A 16,814-nucleotide genomic window follows, 5' to 3' on the forward strand; every position below is an offset into this window, starting at 1 on the left:
AAGAGGATTGCCGGTGGCCAAAAAAGCCGCATCCTTCGCCGCCCTGGGCGGCCTGGTATTTTCTACCGACGCCGGTCGTCATTGTCCTGATTGCCGTCAGCCGGTGGATGCCTGCATCTGCAAACAGACCGCCATCCCCGCCGGTGACGGCATTGCGCGCGTGCGCCGTGAAAGCAAAGGTCGCGGCGGCAAGACGGTGACCACGATCACCGGCGTGCCGCTGGCCGAAGACGCGCTCAAGGAACTGTCCACCACGTTGAAGAAACGCTGTGGCACCGGTGGTGCGTTGAAAGACGGCATCATCGAGATCCAGGGCGATCACGTCGAGCTGCTGTTGGCGGAACTGGTCAAGCACGGCTTCAAGGCAAAGAAATCCGGCGGCTAGCAGCTTCTGTGAAAACCACCCTCGGCTTGACCCGAACCCGACGTTCGAGGTCGCCCGCATGGTTTTCACAGAGCCTGTTCTGAACGGGTTTCTAAACTCATCGCTGGGAGCAGGGTCTACCTTGCTAACAGGCAATTCGTCATTTTCACTCTCTAGACTGCCCCAGCCTCCGACCGGATGGTGCATTTTGACTTCTTTATAGGGGACTTCGATGTCCGTACGACGCACACGCAAAGACGATGGCAGCCAATGGACAGTTGCGGACAGCCGCAGTGTTTACGGGATTCGCCATTGGGGGGCCGGGTATTTCGCGATCAATGAAGCCGGTCGCGTCGAAGTCCGTCCGAACGGTCCCGACAGCTCGCCCATCGACCTGTTCGAGCAAGTCGACCAGTTGCGCCAGAGCGGCCTGTCGCTGCCCTTGCTGGTGCGCTTCCCCGACATCCTGCAAGACCGTGTGCGCCAGCTCACCGGCGCCTTCGACAGCAACATCGCGCGCCTGGAATACCAGAGCAAGTACACCGCGCTCTATCCGATCAAGGTCAACCAGCAGGAAGCGGTGATCGAGAACATCATCGCCACCCAGAACGTCTCCATCGGCCTGGAAGCCGGTTCCAAGCCGGAGCTGCTGGCGGTCCTGGCCCTGGCGCCGAAGGGCGGGACCATTGTCTGCAACGGCTACAAGGACCGCGAATTCATCCGCCTGGCGCTGATGGGCCAGAAGCTCGGTCACAACGTCTTCATCGTCATCGAGAAAGAGTCCGAAGTCGGCCTGGTGATCGAAGAGGCCGCAACGCTCAAGGTCAAGCCGCAGGTCGGCTTGCGCGTGCGCCTGTCGTCCCTGGCGTCGAGCAAGTGGGCCGATACCGGTGGCGAGAAGTCCAAGTTCGGCTTGTCGGCCGCGCAACTGCTGTCGGTGGTCGAGCGCTTCCGCGCTGCCGGCCTGGACCAGGGCATTCGCCTGCTGCACTTCCACATGGGCTCGCAGATCGCCAACCTGGCGGACTACCAGCACGGCTTCAAGGAAGCGATCCGTTACTACGGTGAGCTGCGCAACCTCGGCCTGCCGGTGGATCACATCGACGTCGGCGGTGGCCTGGGCGTGGACTACGACGGCACGCACTCGCGCAATGCCAGTTCGATCAACTACGACATGGACGATTACGCCGGTGTCGTGGTCGGCATGCTCAAGGAGTTCTGCGATGCCCAGAGCCTGCCGCATCCGAACATCTTCTCCGAAAGCGGCCGCTCGCTGACCGCTCACCACGCCATGCTGGTGGTGCAGGTGACCGACGTCGAGAAACACAACGACGACGTGCCGGTGATCGACAACAAGCAGGAACTGCCGGAAACCGTGCAATGGCTGGTTGACCTGCTGGGCCCGACCGACATCGAGATGGTCACCGAGACTTACTGGCGCGCCACCCACTACATGAGCGACGTGGCGACCCAATATGCCGACGGCAAGCTGACCCTGGCCGAAAAAGCCTTGGCCGAGCAGTGCTACTTCGCGGTGTGCCGTCGCCTGCACAACTCGTTGAAGGCGCGCCAGCGCTCGCACCGCCAGGTGCTGGACGAGCTCAACGACAAGTTGGCCGACAAATACATCTGCAACTTCTCGGTGTTCCAGAGCCTGCCGGACACCTGGGCCATCGGCCAGGTGTTGCCGATCCTGCCGCTGCATCGCCTGGACGAAGAGCCGCTGCGCCGCGCCGTGCTGCAAGACCTGACCTGCGACTCCGACGGCAAGATCAAGCAGTACGTCGACGAGCAGAGCATCGAGACCAGCCTGCCGGTTCACGCTCTCAAGCCGGATGAAGACTATCTGCTGGGCATCTTCCTGGTGGGCGCCTACCAGGAAATCCTCGGTGACATGCACAACCTGTTCGGTGACACCGACTCGGTGAACATCTACCAGAACGCCGATGGCAGCGTGTACCACGCCGGTATCGAAACCCACGACACCATCGAGGACATGCTGCGCTACGTGCACTTGTCGCCGGAGGAGTTGATGACTCACTACCGCGACAAGTGCGCCAGCGCCCGTATCAGCGCCGCCGAGCGTACCCAGTTCCTCGATGCCTTGCGCTTGGGGCTGACGCGTTCGTCTTATCTGTCTTCTTGATAGAGCCATGAGTATTCGCTGAGCAAAGAACTCCCTTTGTGGCGAGGGGATTTATCCCCGCTGGGGCGCGAAGCGGCCCTAAATGCCGACAACACGGTGTGTCAGGCAGATTGAGTTAACTGCTTAGGGGCTGCTGCGCAGCCCAGCGGGGATAAATCCCCTCGCCACAAGATTACAGCGGGGTTCGCCCTTTTAACTGATCGGCACCGCCCTCCGGGGCTGTCAGAAAATGCACCGCACGCTGCGGGTTTTTTCGGACAGTCCCGGAGGGCGTTTTTATTTGTGCCGTCGTTATTTCTGAACGTCGGTGCATTTAATCGGCGATGTCCTTATTTCGTGTAGTCCCTTTCCTAACTTGTACTTGGCCCCTCTACTCGGCCATGGCTCTCGGCGAGAATCCCCGACCGCCCCTCCTGTAGAGAAATGCCGATGTCCGATCCAGCCAGCGCGCCAGCCTTTCGTCTGGAGATAGCCGGTCTGCCCGAGCCTGTTGACGTCGTGGCTTTCACGGGTAGCGAAGCGATCAGCGAACCCTTCGTCTATGAAGCGCAGCTGTCGTTGCGCGACGCGAACCTGGACCTGGCGGGCCTGTTGTACCGCAGCGTCTGGTTGAGTTTCGGGGCCCCAGGCCGGGGCATTCATGGTCAGCTTCATGAATTGGTCCAACACCGTCATGGCGCCGGCTGCCGGGTGCGTATCGGGCCGAAGCTGGCCTGTCTGGCGCAGCGTTTCAGCCAGCGGGTCTTCAGCGCCCGCTCGGTGCCGCAGATCATTCGCCAGGTGCTCAAGGCTCATGGCATCAGCGGTCGCAGCCTGTGCCTGGATTTGAGTGGCGATTATCCACTGCAGGATTTCTGTACCCAGTATCGAGAGTCGGACCTGCAGTTCCTGCAGCGCGTGTGCGCCCAGGCGGGTATCCACTTTCATTTCGAACACACCCGGGACGGGCATTGCCTGGTGTTCGCTGATAATCCGCACAGTTTTCCCCCTGCCGGTAAGGCGGTCTACGCGGACGACGAGTCGATTGCTGCGGTGCGGTCCTTCAGTGTGCAAACCGATGTGTCGGGGGAGCAGGTCGCCCAGGGCCGCAGCGACTTGATGAACCTGCACGGTGGTCAGGTGCTGGCGCTGACGGCCCATCCGTTTGCCGGCTGGAACCGGCGCTGGCTGCTGACGAAGGTCGAGCACCGCGCAGAGGCGGGGGTGTACGGCAATCATTTCAAGGCCATTCCCCGGGGCGTGCTGTTCACGCCGGACGAGGTCCCGGCAAAACCGCGCATGGTGAGCCGGCAACGTGGCTGGGTCGTGGCGCTGGACGAGCCGTCGGAGCTGGGAGCGGGGCGCGTGGCGGTGCAGTTTGACTGGCTCTACCAGGGTGAAGGTTCCAGCCCCAGTCATTGCTGGCTGCCTTTGGCACCCGAACTGGCCACGGGCGTGGCGGGCGCCTTGAGTGACGGCACCGAGGTGCTGGTGAGCTTTATCGAAGGCGATCCGGATCGGCCAATGATCAGTGCATTTCTGGATGCGCCTGCCTCGGTAGAGGTTGTGGATGAGTCATCCACAGGCGAAACGCGTGGGCCGTCGGTTGCCGATCCGCTCCTGTTGTCTGCAATCCGGGATGCCGATCCGCTGGTCTTGTTGTGCTTGTTGCCCGAAGGCGGGCCTTTCAGCCCCTGCGCTCAACCGCTGTGCACCTGCCGTATGCTCATGCGGCGCGGCGCGGGCGTTGCTCGATGAATGCCGCGGCCTTGTCTGGATCAACGCCGCAATGGCTGTTGCTCGACGTACCGAGTGCGCCTGGCGCTGCGCAGCTTGTGCACGCGCAGTTCGCCAAGGCCCGGTGCTTTGCCTTGTTTGAAAACACCGAGCTGCATGGGCTGCGAGAGCACGGTCCGCTGCTGGTGGATCTGCGCCACTCGCCTGCGTTGGTCAGCCTCTGTCACCTGGACCCACGCTCGTGGCCGGGGTTGTTGTTGGTCAGCCCATCGCCCGCTGCGCAATTGCTGGCGCATCTGCGACGCATGCTGACGGTGACCCTGGGTCTGCATCACAAAGCCTTGTTGAGCTATTACAACCCGCACATCGCCAGCTATTTCTTCGACGGTTGTGACCCGCAAGAACTCAGTTGCTGGCTGGGCCCGATCAGTTTGTTGCGCTGGTTTGGTGGCACCTGGGCCGACCGGGCGATCGGCAGTCAGGGTTGGCAACAACTGTCCAACCCGGGGTTGTCGGTGGCGGCGCTGGAGAAAGAGCACGGCCTCAGCGACCGACAGCAGGAGCAGTTGCAACGATGCCTGCTGGAGCGTCACGCCTGGCAATGGTCCCGTTCCACCGGATGTGATTACCAGCGGCTCTGGGGGGATTTGCAGCAGGGCCTGACGCTGGGGTTTACCGAGCGCGCGGTGCTCGATGACTGGCTGTGGCTGCGCCTGCAATACCCCGATGCCCGGCCAGTGTCTGGCCTGACGGGCGGTTCGCAGCGCGAGAGACTCGATCAACTGCGGCGGCGCTGGCAGGGCAGCCAGGATTGAACGTTAGTGGTCTGATGCTCCGAGCCAGCGGTCGTGCCGCTGCAAGTGCCAGGCGAATGCGCCGAGAGTCAGGCTGCGCAGGGCCATGAACAGCAGGAAGGTTATCCACAGCCCATGGTTGCCCAGCCCTTGCAGCGCCCAGGCGATGGGCAACACCAGCAGCAGGGTCAGCAGCATGCCGTTGCGCATTTCCCGGGCACGGGTGGCGCCAATGAACAGCCCGTCGAGCAAGTAACTCCAGACGGCAATCAGTGGCAAGGCGGCCAGGTAAGGCAGGTAGTGATAAGCGGTGGCGCGCACGTCGGGTATGTCGGTCTGCATGTCGATGAACAGGTGGCCGGCGAGCAGGAACAGCAGGGCAAAGCCCAGGCTTGCGATCAACGACCAGCCACACGCCACCACCAGCGAGCGGCGCAGCGCCAGGCGGTCGCGGGCGCCAATGGCATGGCCGCACAGCGCTTCGACGGCATGGGCCAGGCCGTCCAGGGCGTGGGCCGTCAGTAGCAGGCCGTTGAGCAGCAAAGCATTGGCTGCCACGGTCGCATCCCCCAGGCGTGCGCCTTGCACGGTGATCAGGAAAAACACCGCTTGCAGCGCCAGGCTACGGATGAAAATGTCCCGGTTCACCGCCAGCAGCGGGCGCCAACTGTGCCACAGCCCCAGGGCGGTCCAGGCGATCTGTCCGGGCCAGGCGCGCAGTGTGTTGCGGGCCAGGGCCAGGCCGACCAGCGCGCCGGTCCACTCGGCAATGACCGACGCCCGGGCCGACCCGGTCACGCCCCAGTCCAGGCCGATCACGAACCACAGGTTCAGGGCAATGTTGACCAGGTTGGTCACCAGCAGGATCGCCAGCGGGGCCCGGGCATTCTGAGCGCCGAGGAACCAGCCGACCAGCGCATAGCTGGCCAGCGCCGCCGGCAAGCCGAAGAGCCGGGTGTGAAAGAAGTCTCGGGTCAACTGGTTGAGCTCGGCGGACGGCTGCATGAAGTGCAACGCCACGTCGCTCAACGGCACGCCGATGGCACCGAGCAGCACCGCCAACCCCATCGCCAACAACAGTCCTTGTAGCAACACTTGTCGCAACGCTGCCCCATCACCACGCCCGGCAGCCTGGGCGGCGAACCCCGTGGTGCCCATGCGCAGGAAACCCATGGCCCACGCCAGCACCGTATACAAACTCGCCCCGACCGCCACGGCGCCCAGCTGATGAGCATGGGGCAAATGGCCGATGACGGTGCTGTCCACCAGCGCCACCAGCGGTACGGAAATGTTCGAGAGAATCATTGGCGCAGCCAGCGCCCAGACCCGGCGATGGGTAAGGCGGTCGCGCCAGTCGGTGGTCAGGTTGGGCATGCGGGCTCCTTGATGGAGCGCGATTGTAGCGGGTTCTCGCCTGATCGTTCCCACGCCGGAGCGTGGGAAACGAGCAAAATCTGTGGGAGCAAGGCTTGCCCGCGATGAAGATGACGCGGTCTTTCAGGGAACCGAGGCGCCTGTATCGCGAGCAAGCTTTGCTCCCACCCAGTGCTCTGAGCCCTAGTGAATGATCCAACTCAACAACCACAACCCCAGCACCAGCCAGATGATGCCCATGACGATCGAGGCCCGCATGAACGCGCGGATCGCCGAGTAGAGCAGCATCAGCCCGAGGATCAGCGCGATGATGCTGATGATCGAGGTGTCCATGCCCAGGGTGCGTGACAGCCCATCGACAAAATTTCCGCCAGCATTGGCCAGGGTGTTGAAGAGACCGCTGAGCAGGTCGACGATGAAGCGGATCACCGAACCGAGCGCCTGGCCGAGCCATTCGAAAAAGCTTTCTGCCTGCATATGTGCATCCTGATGGGAGGGGATCTGAGCTGAGCCGTTGGCTCCTGATTGTAGGAGCTGTGGCGGCCGAGTTGGTTCGATTATGGGGCAAACCGTCGCTTCGTACCGAGACTCTTGCCTTCCCTGGTCATCCCCCTGAAGCTATGCGCATTCAGGAGAACCCGATGAACCTTGTTGAACTGACCGAACGCCTGCATGCCATTCGTGACCGTAACGACTGGCGGCAATTCCACAGCCCGAAAAACCTCGCCATGGCCGCCAGTGTGGAAATGGCCGAACTGGTGGAGATTTTCCAGTGGCTGACCGAGGACCAGTCGCGCCAGTTGCCGGCGGACAAACTGGCCCACGCCGGGCAGGAGGTCGGTGACATCGTGTTGTACCTGTTGCTGCTTTGCAGCGAGCTGGGCCTGGACATGGACGCTGTGGTACGCAGCAAGCTGGCCGACAGCGAACGGCGGTTCGGCCAATGAGCGACCGTCATTTCGATCAGCTCGCCACGCGTTTTGCCGAAAAAATCTACGGCGGGGCCAAGGGCGCGATCCGCCTGGCGGTGCTTCAGGCCGATCTGCTGGAAAGCTTGCCACAGCGTCCGCTGCGCGTGCTGGACATCGGCGCCGGCCTGGGCCACATGTCGTTGTGGCTGGCCGAGCGCGGTCACCAGGTGACCCTGGCCGAGCCGGCCGAGCCCATGCTCGAAGGCGCCCGCCAGCGTTTTGCCGAGGCGGGCCAGAGCGCCACGTTCATCCAGGCGCCGTGGCAGGATCTGCTCGGCCAGCTCACCGAGCCGTACGACCTGGTGTTGTGTCACGCGGTGCTGGAATGGCTGGCCGAACCTCACGCGATCCTGCCGGTGCTGCATCAACTCACGGTCCCGGGCGGTTGGTTGTCCCTGGCGTTCTACAACCGCGACGCGCTGGTCTATCGCAACCTGCTCAAGGGGCATTTTCGCAAGTTGCGCAAAAATGACATGGCCGGTGAAAAACAGAGCCTGACGCCGCAACAACCCCTTGATCCGCGAGAATTGGCGGCGCAACTTGAAGGCCTGTGGCAGGTCGAAAGCCAGAGTGGCGTGCGGGTTTTCCATGACTACATGCCGGTGGAGTTCCAGGGCCGCGTGGAGCTTGCGCAGTTGCTGGAAATGGAACTGGCCCACCGTCGCCATCCGGCGTTTGCCGGGTTGGGACGTTATCTGCACTGGATCTGCCGTCCAGTGTGACGGAGAGCGAAATGAAAGGTCGTTCAGGGTTGTTGATGCTGTGCCTGGGACTGGCGGCCTGCCAGGGCAGCAATCCCTATGTCGCCACGTCCAATCCACTGCCGCCGGCGCCACCCGAGGCCGCCACGGTGTTCGACCGCAGCGCTTACCCTGCGCCGCCCCGTGACTATGGGCGCTATCGCAGTTGGGCCTGGCGCGACGGGCGCCTGCCGTCGGGTACCGCCTGGGCGGATTCGGCCCAGGTGGCCGAAGCGGTGAGCAATGCCCTGGACCAGCGTGGCCTGCGCCCGCTGCATGACAACCGGCCCGCCGACCTGTTCGTCAGCGCCGACCTGCGCCTGGAGACCCGCGTGCGTCAGGTTCGGGATGATTATGATGCCGGCTATTACGGCGGCTATAACCGTTATGACCGCTACGGTCCGGGTTATGGCATGTACCATCCGGTGCCGATGGTGCGCACGTATCAGGAGCAGGTCGTGGTGGTTCGAGTGGATCTGTTCGATGCCCGCACGGGGCAACCGGTGTGGAGCGCCAGCGCCGAGACCGGCCAGCGGGGCAGTCAAAGCGAGCGCACCGATGCCATTCGTGCGGCAGTGGAAAAAGCCATGTCGGCGTATCCACCAAGTTGATTACGCAACGGAGAAAAACCATGTTTCGCCGTCTCGCTCTACTGGCCTTCACCCTGTTGTTGGGCGCTTGTGCCTCTAACCAGGTCAACCATGACTTCGACACCAGCCGCGATTTCGCGGCGTATCGCAGCTGGAGCTGGAAAGACCCGGCGCTGCAATATCGCCCCGATGACCCACGCATCAAGAGCGACCTGACCGAACAGCGGATCCGCCAGGCGGTGGCCGATCAACTCGACCAGCGCGGCCTGCGTCCGGCGGCGAGTGGGCACGGCGATGTGCTGGTCCAGGCCTATCTGATCGTCGAGGACCGCCAGCAGCAGGTCACCACCAACTACGGCGGTGGTGGGTGGGGCGGGCCTTGGAATGGCTATTGGGGCGGGCCGATGTACAACGAAACCCGCAACATCAGCTACAAGGTCGCCACCGTGCAGATCGACCTGCTCGATGGCAAGGACGGCAAGCTGGTGTGGCGTGGCAGTGATGAACAGCTGCTCAGCAACTCGCCCAACCCGACCGACCGCAACACGGCCGTGCGCGAGACGGTGGGGCGGATCCTGTCCAATTACCCACCGCGCTGAATAACTGTGGGAGCGGGCTTGCTCGCGAAGACGGTTGCACAGTCAACATTGATTCAGACTGACCCACCGCTTTCGCGAGCAAGCCCGCTCCCACAGGGATTTGGGGTGAATACATGCCCCGTGAACACCCCGGAACAACTGTGGGAGCGAGCCTGCTCGCGATGACGGCGGCACATCCAACTTGGATGCAAGCTGACCCACCGCTATCGCGAGCAGGCTCGCTCCCACAGGGGATGGGTGTAGAGGCCATTTATTCTGCTCAGGCCACCGGCCGCCACTCTCCCACCATATGCTCCAACTCCCCAGCCCCCATCAGTTGCAGTTGCCCGCTGGACCCCGCCGCACTCGCCAGCAGCGTGACTTCACTGGGCAGGCGCACCGGTTTTTTGAAGGTCACATCGATCTCGATGTTGGCCTCGGGCAGGTGGTCATCCAGCGCCGCCAGGGTCCGGGCCTTGTTCCACAGGCCATGGGCGATGGCGGTGGGGAAGCCGAACAACCGGGCACTGATACCACTCAGGTGAATCGGGTTGTAGTCGCCAGACACCTTGGCGTATTGCCGACCGATGTCCGCCGGTGCGGTCCAGTGCGCGACTTCAATCAAGGGCAGGCTGGCCTGCGGTGAATCCTCCACGAGTGCCCCGTCGAGCTGGACACCTTTGCACAGCATCTGGCTTTGGGCCTCCCATAGCGGCCCCAATTGATCATCGAGGCGAGTCACCAGGTCGAATACCGCGCCCTTGGGGTGGGCTTGGAGGTTCTCGACGTTGACGCTGGCCCGCACCTGCCCAACCCCGCCCATAGGCCGCAATACGCGGATGCGATTGCTCAAGTGGATCAGCCCCAACAGCGGAAATGGAAAACTCCGGGCGGTGAGCAATTGCATTTGCAGGGCGAACGCCAAGACGTGGGGATAGGTCGGCGGCAGCAGTCCGTTATCGATGAAACCGCAGACTTTGCGATAGGCCGCCAGGCGTTGCGGGTCGACCTGAAGCACCTGGCGCAGGCCTTCCTCGGGCAAGGTCGTTCCGGTGACCTTGCGCCGTGTCGCCGCTTTCGAATAAAGCCCGGACATCGATGGCGGGCTGCTGACTTCGTGCCATTGGATCGTCATGGTCACGCTCCCAGAAGGCTTTGCCCGCATACCCGCAGGGCCTGACCGGTCACGGCCCCCGTGCCTGGTTGCGCGAGCCAGGCCACGGCTTCGGCGACATCCTGGGGCAGGCCGCCCTGGCCCAGGGAGCTCATGCGCCGCCCGGCTTCGCGCAAGGCGAAGGGAATGTCGGCGGTCATGCGGGTTTCAATGAAGCCCGGCGCCACGGCGTTGATGCTGATGCCGCGTGGCTGCAGCAGCGGCGCCCAGGCCTGGGCCAGGCCGATCAGCCCGGCCTTGCTCGCCGCATAGTTGGTCTGCCCACGGTTGCCGGCAATGCCGCTGATGGACGCCAGCAGAATCACCCGGCCATTGTCGCGCAGGGTGCCGCTGTCGAGCAGGGCCTTGGTCAGCACTTGCGGGGCATTGAGGTTGACGGCCAGCACGGCGTCCCAGAATTCCGGGGTCATGTTGGCGAGGGTCTTGTCCCGGGTGATGCCGGCGTTGTGGACCACGATGTCGACGCCGTCGGGAAGGTGCTCGATCAACTGGGTGGCGGCGTCTTCGGCGCAGATATCCAGCGTGACGCTGCGTCCGCTCAGGCGTGCCGCCAGGGCGTCGAGGTCGGTCTTGGCTTGCGGGACGTCCAGCAGGATCACGTCGGCGCCATCGCGGGCCAGGGTTTCGGCGATGGAGGCGCCGATCCCGCGGGCTGCGCCCGTGACCAGCGCCTTGAGCCCCGTGAGCGGTCGGGTCCAGTCCTGGACCTGGGTGTCACAGGCGTTGAGGCGAATGACTTGCCCGGAAATGAAAGCGCTCTTGGGCGACAGGAAAAACCGCAGCGCACCCTCCAACTGGGCGTCGGCGCCGTCGCCGACGTACAACAGTTGCAGCGTCCCGCCGTTGCGCAACTCTTTGGCCAAGGAGCGGCTGAAACCTTCCAACGCCCGCTGGGCACTCGCGGCGAACGGGTCGGCAAGACTTTCCGGCGCGCGACCGAGGATGACGACATGGGCGCTGTGGTCGAGGTTTTTCATCAGCGGCTGGAAAAATTCCCGCAGCTGCTTGAGCTGGTCGGCCTGCACCAAATGGCTGGCGTCGTACACCACCGCCTTGATTTTCGGGCCATGGCCGGGGATCCACTCGGTGGCCAGGGTCGGCTCGCCGCCGTAGATGAAGATGGTGTCGGTCAGGCGCTTGGCAAACCTGCCGATCTGTTCGGTCAACGGCCCGCCGCCCAGCAGCAATGCGCCTTCGATCGGCCGCAGGCGCCCGGCCTGCCAGCGCTCCAGGCGTACCGGCGAGGGCAGGCCGAGGGACCCGACCATGCGCCGGCCAATGGGCGAATTGGCGAAGTCGATATAACGGTCAGACATGGAACACACTCCGGCTGATGAGGTTCCAAGTGTGGACCATGATTGGCAATCAGTCGTTCGATCGGCGAGATAAAGCCTAAGCTTGAGCGGGAGCGCTTTTTCCAGGGCACCGAATCCCTGTGGGAGCAAAGCTTGCTCGCGATGCAGACACCGTGTTTTTCAGGTAGGTCGCGTCATCGTTCATCGCGAGCAAGCTTTGCTCCCACAGGGTTCGGTTGAGTCTTCACAGGGCACTAGACCTACACAGGGAGTTCTTCATGACACAACTACGCCGCGTCGCGATCATCGGTGGTAACCGCATTCCGTTCGCCCGCTCCAACGGGCCCTATGCCACCGCCAGCAACCAGGCGATGTTGACGGCTGCCCTCGAGGGGCTGATCGAACGCTACAACCTGCATGGCTTGCACATTGGCGAGGTGGCTGCCGGTGCGGTGCTCAAGCACTCCCGGGATATGAACATGACCCGCGAATGTGTGCTCGGCTCGCGGCTGTCACCGATGACGCCGGCCTATGACGTACAACAGGCCTGTGGCACCGGGCTGGAGACAGTGCTGCTGGTGGCCAACAAGATTGCCCTGGGCCAGATCGACAGCGGCATTGCCGGCGGCGTCGACACCACCTCGGACGCGCCGATCGCGGTCAATGAAGGGCTGCGCAGGATCCTGCTGCAAGCCAATCGCGCCAAGACCACCGCCGACAAGATCAAGACCTTCCTACAGTTGCGCCCTCAGCACCTCGTCCCCGATCTGCCGCGCATCAACGAACCGCGCACCGGCCTGAACATGGGTGAGCATTGCGAGTTGATGGCCCAGACCTGGCAGATCCCCCGGGAGGCGCAGGATCAGTTGGCCCTGGAAAGCCATCAGAAAATGGCCGCGTCCTATGCCGAAGGTTGGCAGAACGACTTGATGACACCGTTTCTTGGCCTGACCCGGGACAACAACCTGCGCCCGGACCTGACCCCGGAAAAACTCGCTTCCCTCAAGCCGGCCTTCGAAAAAAGTGCCAAGGGCACGATGACCGCGGGTAATTCCACGCCACTGACCGATGGCGCTTCGTTGGTGCTGCTGGGCAGCGAAGAGTGGGCCAAGGCTCGAGGCCTGCCGATCCTGGCGTACCTGCGCGACGGCGAAACGGCGGCGGTGGATTTCGTCAATGGCGCCGAAGGGCTGTTGATGGCCCCGGTGTACGCCGTGCCGCGGTTGCTGGCGCGCAACGGCTTGACCTTGCAGGACTTTGATTACTACGAGATCCACGAAGCGTTCGCCGCCCAGGTGTTGTGCACACTGAAGGCCTGGGAAGACCCAGACTACTGCAAGACCCGCCTGGGCCTCGACGCGCCGCTAGGGTCCATCGACCGCAGCCGGTTGAACGTCAAGGGCAGCTCCCTGGCCGCCGGGCACCCGTTTGCCGCCACGGGCGGGCGCATTGTCGCCAACCTCGCCAAGTTGCTCGATGCGGCCGGGCGAGGTCGCGGGTTGATCTCCATCTGCGCCGCCGCGGGCCAGGGCGTGACGGCGATTATCGAGCGCTGAGGACGGCGCCGTCCTGGCGGGACGCCAGTTCCCGGTGATGGCTGGCGTAGCGCTCGGCGAGGATCGAGCAGACGATCAACTGCAGCGGGTGATAGATCATGATCGGCAGTAGGATCAACCCCAGGCCGGGATGGTTGCCGAAAATCAACGCCGCCATGGGCACGCCGGCGGCGAGGGATTTCTTGCTGGCACAGAACACCGCGGCCACTTCATCGGCGCTGCGCAATTGCAGGGCGCGGGCGGTACGGGTGGTCGCCCACAAGATGATCGCCAGCAGCACGGCACTGCCAAGCACTGCGCTCAATAGCACGCCGTGGCCTTGCTGTTGCCAGATGCCGGACACCATCGAGTTGCAGAATGCCGCATAGACCAGCAGCAGGATCACCAGTTTGTCGATGATGCTGGTGTAGCGCTTGTACCTGCCGAAAAAGCCAGCCAACCAACGCCGCAGGAACTGCCCCAGCACCAGTGGCAGCAGCAACATCATGCACAGGTCGAGCAAGGTGGACCCCAGGTCGATGCCGCCGGCGCCGCTGCCGACCACGAAACTGACCAGCAGCGGTGTCAGGAAAACCCCCAGTACGCTGGACAGGCTCGCGTTGAGAATCGCCGCGGGCACGTTACCGCCAGCACTGCCGGTCAGCGCCACCGAGGAAGAAATGGTCGAGGGCAGGGCGCACAGGTAGAAGAACCCCAGCATCAGCAGCGCTGGCACGTGGTTGCCGACGAGCCAGTGGCTGAGCAGCCAGATCAATGGAAACACGCCAAAGGTGAAGCCCTGCACCATCACATGCAGGCGGATGTTCTTCAAACCGTGGCGGATCTGTTCGCCGGACAGGTTGACCCCGTGCAGGAAGAACACCACGAAGATGCCGATGTTGACCACCCATTCAGCATGCATGGCGCCGCCCGTGGCACCAAAGGTTGGAAAGAAGTACGCCAACAGCGTGGCGAGCAACATGCCGCACAGGAACCAGTCGGTCACCATGCGTTTGAGGTGTCTGAGGATATGCATAGGGCACCGCAAGTTGTAAGAAAAGTCGACTTAGCCTAACGTCGTTCCTACCAGTCGTCTTGCGACATAAGGCCAATCAATGCCGGCTAACGGACACCAACAGCTCGAACGCCGCATCCCCGACCTGGCGCAATTGCCGAGGCCGCTGTACGCCCGTGTCGAAAGCTTGAGCGCCGGTTCCTGGACGCAAGCCCATCGTCATGACTGGGTGCAGTTTTCCTACGCCATCAGCGGCGTTCTCGGCGTACACACCGCAGCGGGTAGCTTCTTTGCCCCGCCACAACGGGGCATCTGGATCCCGGCCGACCTGGAACACCATGTGGTGACCTCCACCCGAGCGGAAATGCGCAGCCTGTATGTGCATCGCCACGCCTGCCCCTGGGCCGATGAGCGTTGCCGGGTGCTGGAAGTCACGCCACTGGCCCGTGAGTTGATCAAGGTGTTCTGTCAGCTTCCGGTCGATTACCCGCAAGGCGACACCCAGGAACAACGGTTGGTGCAGGTGTTGCTGGACCAGTTGGCGACTTTGCCGGAGGTGGGGTTCTCCCTGCCGCTGCCGCGACATGCCCGTCTGCTGGGGCTGTGTAACGAGTTGATCGAACAGCCTGAGCAGAACGTCACCTTGCACGCCTGGGCTGAGCGCCTGGGCACGTCGGAAAAAACCTTGATGCGCCTGTTCCAGCGCGAGACCGGCCTGAGCTTTCGCGCCTGGCGCCAGCGCATGCGCTTGTTGTCGTCCCTGGGCTCGCTGGAGCAGGGCGACAGCGTCACCAGCGCTGCGTTGTCCTGCGGGTATGATTCAACGTCCGCGTTCATTGCGGCGTTCAAGGGGATGTTCGGGTTTACGCCGGGGGAACTGTTCAAGCATTGAGTCGTCGCACTTTCCTACAGCCGATGGTAGACATGACTGTCAGCTCTTGTCGCAAATGCCTGGGCATTCAGTTAGCAATGTCAGGTTCGGTCTCGGCTATGATTCGGCTCGGTCGATTGATCCGGCACATTGTGTGCATCACAGGTTCATAGGTCGGCAACCCCTCCCCGTGGAGGAAGGATTGCCGTATAACGACTGTCATTCGCGTGTTTGGTAATAAAGGACCCACAATAAAAGCTGATGAAGACTCCAAAACGCATTGAACCCCTGATCGAGGACGGTCTGGTCGACGAGGTGCTGCGCCCACTCATGAGTGGTAAAGAAGCAGCTGTTTATGTGGTGCGCTGCGGTAACGAGCTACGTTGCGCGAAGGTCTACAAGGAGGCGAACAAGCGAAGCTTTCGTCAGGCGTCCGAATATCAGGAAGGCCGCAAGGTCCGCAACAGCCGTCAGGCCCGGGCCATGGCCAAGGGCTCGAAGTTCGGGCGCAAGGAAACCGAGGACGCCTGGCAGAATGCTGAAGTAGCGGCGCTGTTCCGCTTGGCTAGCGCAGGTGTGCGCGTGCCCAAGCCGTACGACTTCCTTGAAGGCGTGCTGCTGATGGAACTGGTGGCCGATGAGTACGGCGATGCAGCGCCGCGTCTGAACGATGTGGTGCTGGAGCCGGACCAGGCCCGTGAATATCACGCCTATCTGATTTCCCAGATCGTGCTGATGTTGTGTACCGGTCTGGTGCACGGCGACCTGTCGGAGTTCAACGTCCTGCTCACGCCGACCGGGCCGGTGATCATCGACCTGCCGCAGGCCGTGGATGCTGCGGGTAACAACCATGCCTTCAGCATGCTGGAGCGGGACGTGGGCAATATGGCGTCCTACTTCGGTCGGTTTGCCCCGGAGCTCAAGCGCACCAAGTACGCGAAGGAAATGTGGGCGCTGTACGAAGCCGGCACCCTGCACCCGGCCAGCATGCTGACCGGCGAGTTCGACGAGCCGGAAGAACTGGCGGATGTCGGTGGGATCATGCGCGAGATCGAGGCCGCCCGCCTGGACGAGGAACGCCGCCAGGCCGTACGTGCCGCCGACGATGCCCCGCCCGGCAAGACCGAAGAACCGCCGCCGCCATGGATGCAATGATCGGTTGAACAGAAACCCGGCCAATGGCCGTAATGCTGTTCACTTAGAAAAAACGGCGCTTCTTTCAGAAATGGAAAGGCGCCGTTTTTTTTTGGCTTCGTTTTTTGGGGGGATTTTGGGGGTGGTGTGTATATCCATTTCTGCGGTAACGGCGGCTTAGGGTTCCGCCCTTACGGCGGGTCACTTTTGGAAGAGCCGGGAGCCGGACCAGCCAAAAGTAACCAAAAGCGCTTTGTCCCACCACTCGGTGCCTCGCCTAGGCTCGGCATCCATGCCGAGGTGCCCACTGCGCAACACCTTCGTTCAGCCATCGTGGTTAACGGGGCGCCCGAGATCAACGTCCACCGCGAGGCGGCCTGATAGCCGACCTGGCTCTTGCGGTCGTACACCCATTAGATCTGTGGGAGCAAAGCTTGCTCGCGATGACGGTGTCCCAGTCAATGAAGATGTTGGATGTACCGGCCTCTTCGCGAGCAGGCTCGCTCCCACAGGGGGC

General features: G+C 62.8%; 16 protein-coding genes. 11 read left to right on the top strand and 5 right to left on the bottom strand.

Features of this window, described 5'->3' with window-relative positions; all coding sequences use genetic code 11:
• The first annotated feature begins 13 nt into the window (after positions 1-13).
• The 4 genes from B0E42_RS15605 (at position 14) to B0E42_RS15620 (ending at position 5,041) form a co-directional block, all read left to right on the top strand.
• On the top strand, positions 14-385 hold the full coding sequence (locus B0E42_RS15605) for a translation initiation factor Sui1 (RefSeq protein WP_077506789.1): 372 nt from the start codon (positions 14-16) through the stop codon (positions 383-385).
• 211 nt (positions 386-596) lie between these two features.
• Complete coding sequence (gene speA / locus B0E42_RS15610) at positions 597-2,510, top strand: arginine decarboxylase (RefSeq protein ID WP_014336393.1); 1,914 nt, start codon at positions 597-599, stop codon at positions 2,508-2,510.
• Between the two features lie 429 nt (positions 2,511-2,939).
• Entirely contained in the window at positions 2,940-4,247 is a 1,308-nt protein-coding gene (locus B0E42_RS15615; RefSeq protein ID WP_077506790.1) for a type VI secretion system Vgr family protein, read from the top strand.
• Positions 4,244-5,041 (top strand): DUF4123 domain-containing protein, encoded by a 798-nt coding sequence (locus B0E42_RS15620; RefSeq protein ID WP_077506791.1) that lies wholly within the window; start codon positions 4,244-4,246, stop codon positions 5,039-5,041. The genes B0E42_RS15615 and B0E42_RS15620 overlap by 4 nt, the downstream gene beginning before the upstream one ends.
• Before the next feature lie 3 nt (positions 5,042-5,044).
• On the opposite strand, the gene B0E42_RS15625 is transcribed toward B0E42_RS15620, so the two are convergent.
• Positions 5,045-6,394 carry an MATE family efflux transporter gene (locus tag B0E42_RS15625; protein ID WP_077506792.1) on the bottom strand — a complete coding sequence of 450 codons (1,350 nt, stop codon included), beginning with the start codon at positions 6,392-6,394 and terminating at the stop codon, positions 5,045-5,047.
• Between the two features lie 183 nt (positions 6,395-6,577).
• Positions 6,578-6,871: a hypothetical protein gene (locus B0E42_RS15630; protein ID WP_018607618.1), complete on the bottom strand. Its 294-nt coding sequence runs from the start codon at positions 6,869-6,871 to the stop codon at positions 6,578-6,580.
• A 164-nt stretch (positions 6,872-7,035) separates the two neighbouring features.
• Between B0E42_RS15630 and B0E42_RS15635 the strand changes: the two genes are divergently transcribed.
• The 4 genes from B0E42_RS15635 to B0E42_RS15650 are packed head-to-tail and all read left to right on the top strand — an operon-like array spanning position 7,036 to position 9,294.
• Positions 7,036-7,341: a MazG-like family protein gene (locus tag B0E42_RS15635; RefSeq protein WP_003186192.1), complete on the top strand. Its 306-nt coding sequence runs from the start codon at positions 7,036-7,038 to the stop codon at positions 7,339-7,341.
• Positions 7,338-8,087 (top strand): methyltransferase, encoded by a 750-nt coding sequence (locus B0E42_RS15640; protein WP_018607621.1) that lies wholly within the window; start codon positions 7,338-7,340, stop codon positions 8,085-8,087. Before B0E42_RS15635 ends, B0E42_RS15640 begins: the two co-directional genes overlap by 4 nt.
• Positions 8,088-8,098: 11 nt before the next feature.
• Positions 8,099-8,716 (top strand): DUF4136 domain-containing protein, encoded by a 618-nt coding sequence (locus B0E42_RS15645; protein ID WP_014336399.1) that lies wholly within the window; start codon positions 8,099-8,101, stop codon positions 8,714-8,716.
• 20 nt (positions 8,717-8,736) lie between these two features.
• Positions 8,737-9,294, top strand: a complete 558-nt coding sequence (locus B0E42_RS15650; RefSeq protein ID WP_024617878.1) for a DUF4136 domain-containing protein — start codon at positions 8,737-8,739, stop codon at positions 9,292-9,294.
• 259 nt (positions 9,295-9,553) lie between these two features.
• Here the strand turns inward: B0E42_RS15650 and B0E42_RS15655 are convergent, their stop codons facing one another.
• Positions 9,554-10,408 (bottom strand): MaoC family dehydratase, encoded by an 855-nt coding sequence (locus B0E42_RS15655; RefSeq protein ID WP_077506793.1) that lies wholly within the window; start codon positions 10,406-10,408, stop codon positions 9,554-9,556.
• Between the two features lie 2 nt (positions 10,409-10,410).
• Positions 10,411-11,763, bottom strand: coding sequence for a 3-oxoacyl-ACP reductase (locus tag B0E42_RS15660; protein ID WP_018607629.1), 1,353 nt, complete (start codon positions 11,761-11,763; stop codon positions 10,411-10,413).
• A 257-nt stretch (positions 11,764-12,020) separates the two neighbouring features.
• Between B0E42_RS15660 and B0E42_RS15665 the strand changes: the two genes are divergently transcribed.
• The gene (locus tag B0E42_RS15665) at positions 12,021-13,298 is read left to right on the top strand and encodes an acetyl-CoA C-acetyltransferase (protein WP_018607631.1); all 1,278 of its coding nucleotides are present in this window, start codon (positions 12,021-12,023) and stop codon (positions 13,296-13,298) included.
• On the opposite strand, the gene B0E42_RS15670 is transcribed toward B0E42_RS15665, so the two are convergent.
• Positions 13,285-14,313 (bottom strand): bile acid:sodium symporter family protein, encoded by a 1,029-nt coding sequence (locus tag B0E42_RS15670; RefSeq protein ID WP_077506794.1) that lies wholly within the window; start codon positions 14,311-14,313, stop codon positions 13,285-13,287. The two genes, B0E42_RS15665 and B0E42_RS15670, sit on opposite strands and share 14 nt — an antisense overlap.
• A gap of 79 nt (positions 14,314-14,392) precedes the next feature.
• On the opposite strand from B0E42_RS15670, the gene B0E42_RS15675 reads away from it, so the two are divergent.
• Both B0E42_RS15675 and B0E42_RS15680 read left to right on the top strand, forming a co-directional pair.
• On the top strand, positions 14,393-15,184 hold the full coding sequence (locus tag B0E42_RS15675; protein ID WP_077506795.1) for a helix-turn-helix transcriptional regulator: 792 nt from the start codon (positions 14,393-14,395) through the stop codon (positions 15,182-15,184).
• Positions 15,185-15,424: 240 nt separating this feature from the next.
• Complete coding sequence (locus B0E42_RS15680) at positions 15,425-16,318, top strand: PA4780 family RIO1-like protein kinase (protein ID WP_077506796.1); 894 nt, start codon at positions 15,425-15,427, stop codon at positions 16,316-16,318.
• The last annotated feature ends 496 nt before the right edge of the window (positions 16,319-16,814 follow it).

It is taken from the genome of Pseudomonas sp. A25(2017), from assembly GCF_002001065.1.
GTDB lineage: Bacteria > Pseudomonadota > Gammaproteobacteria > Pseudomonadales > Pseudomonadaceae > Aquipseudomonas > Aquipseudomonas kilonensis.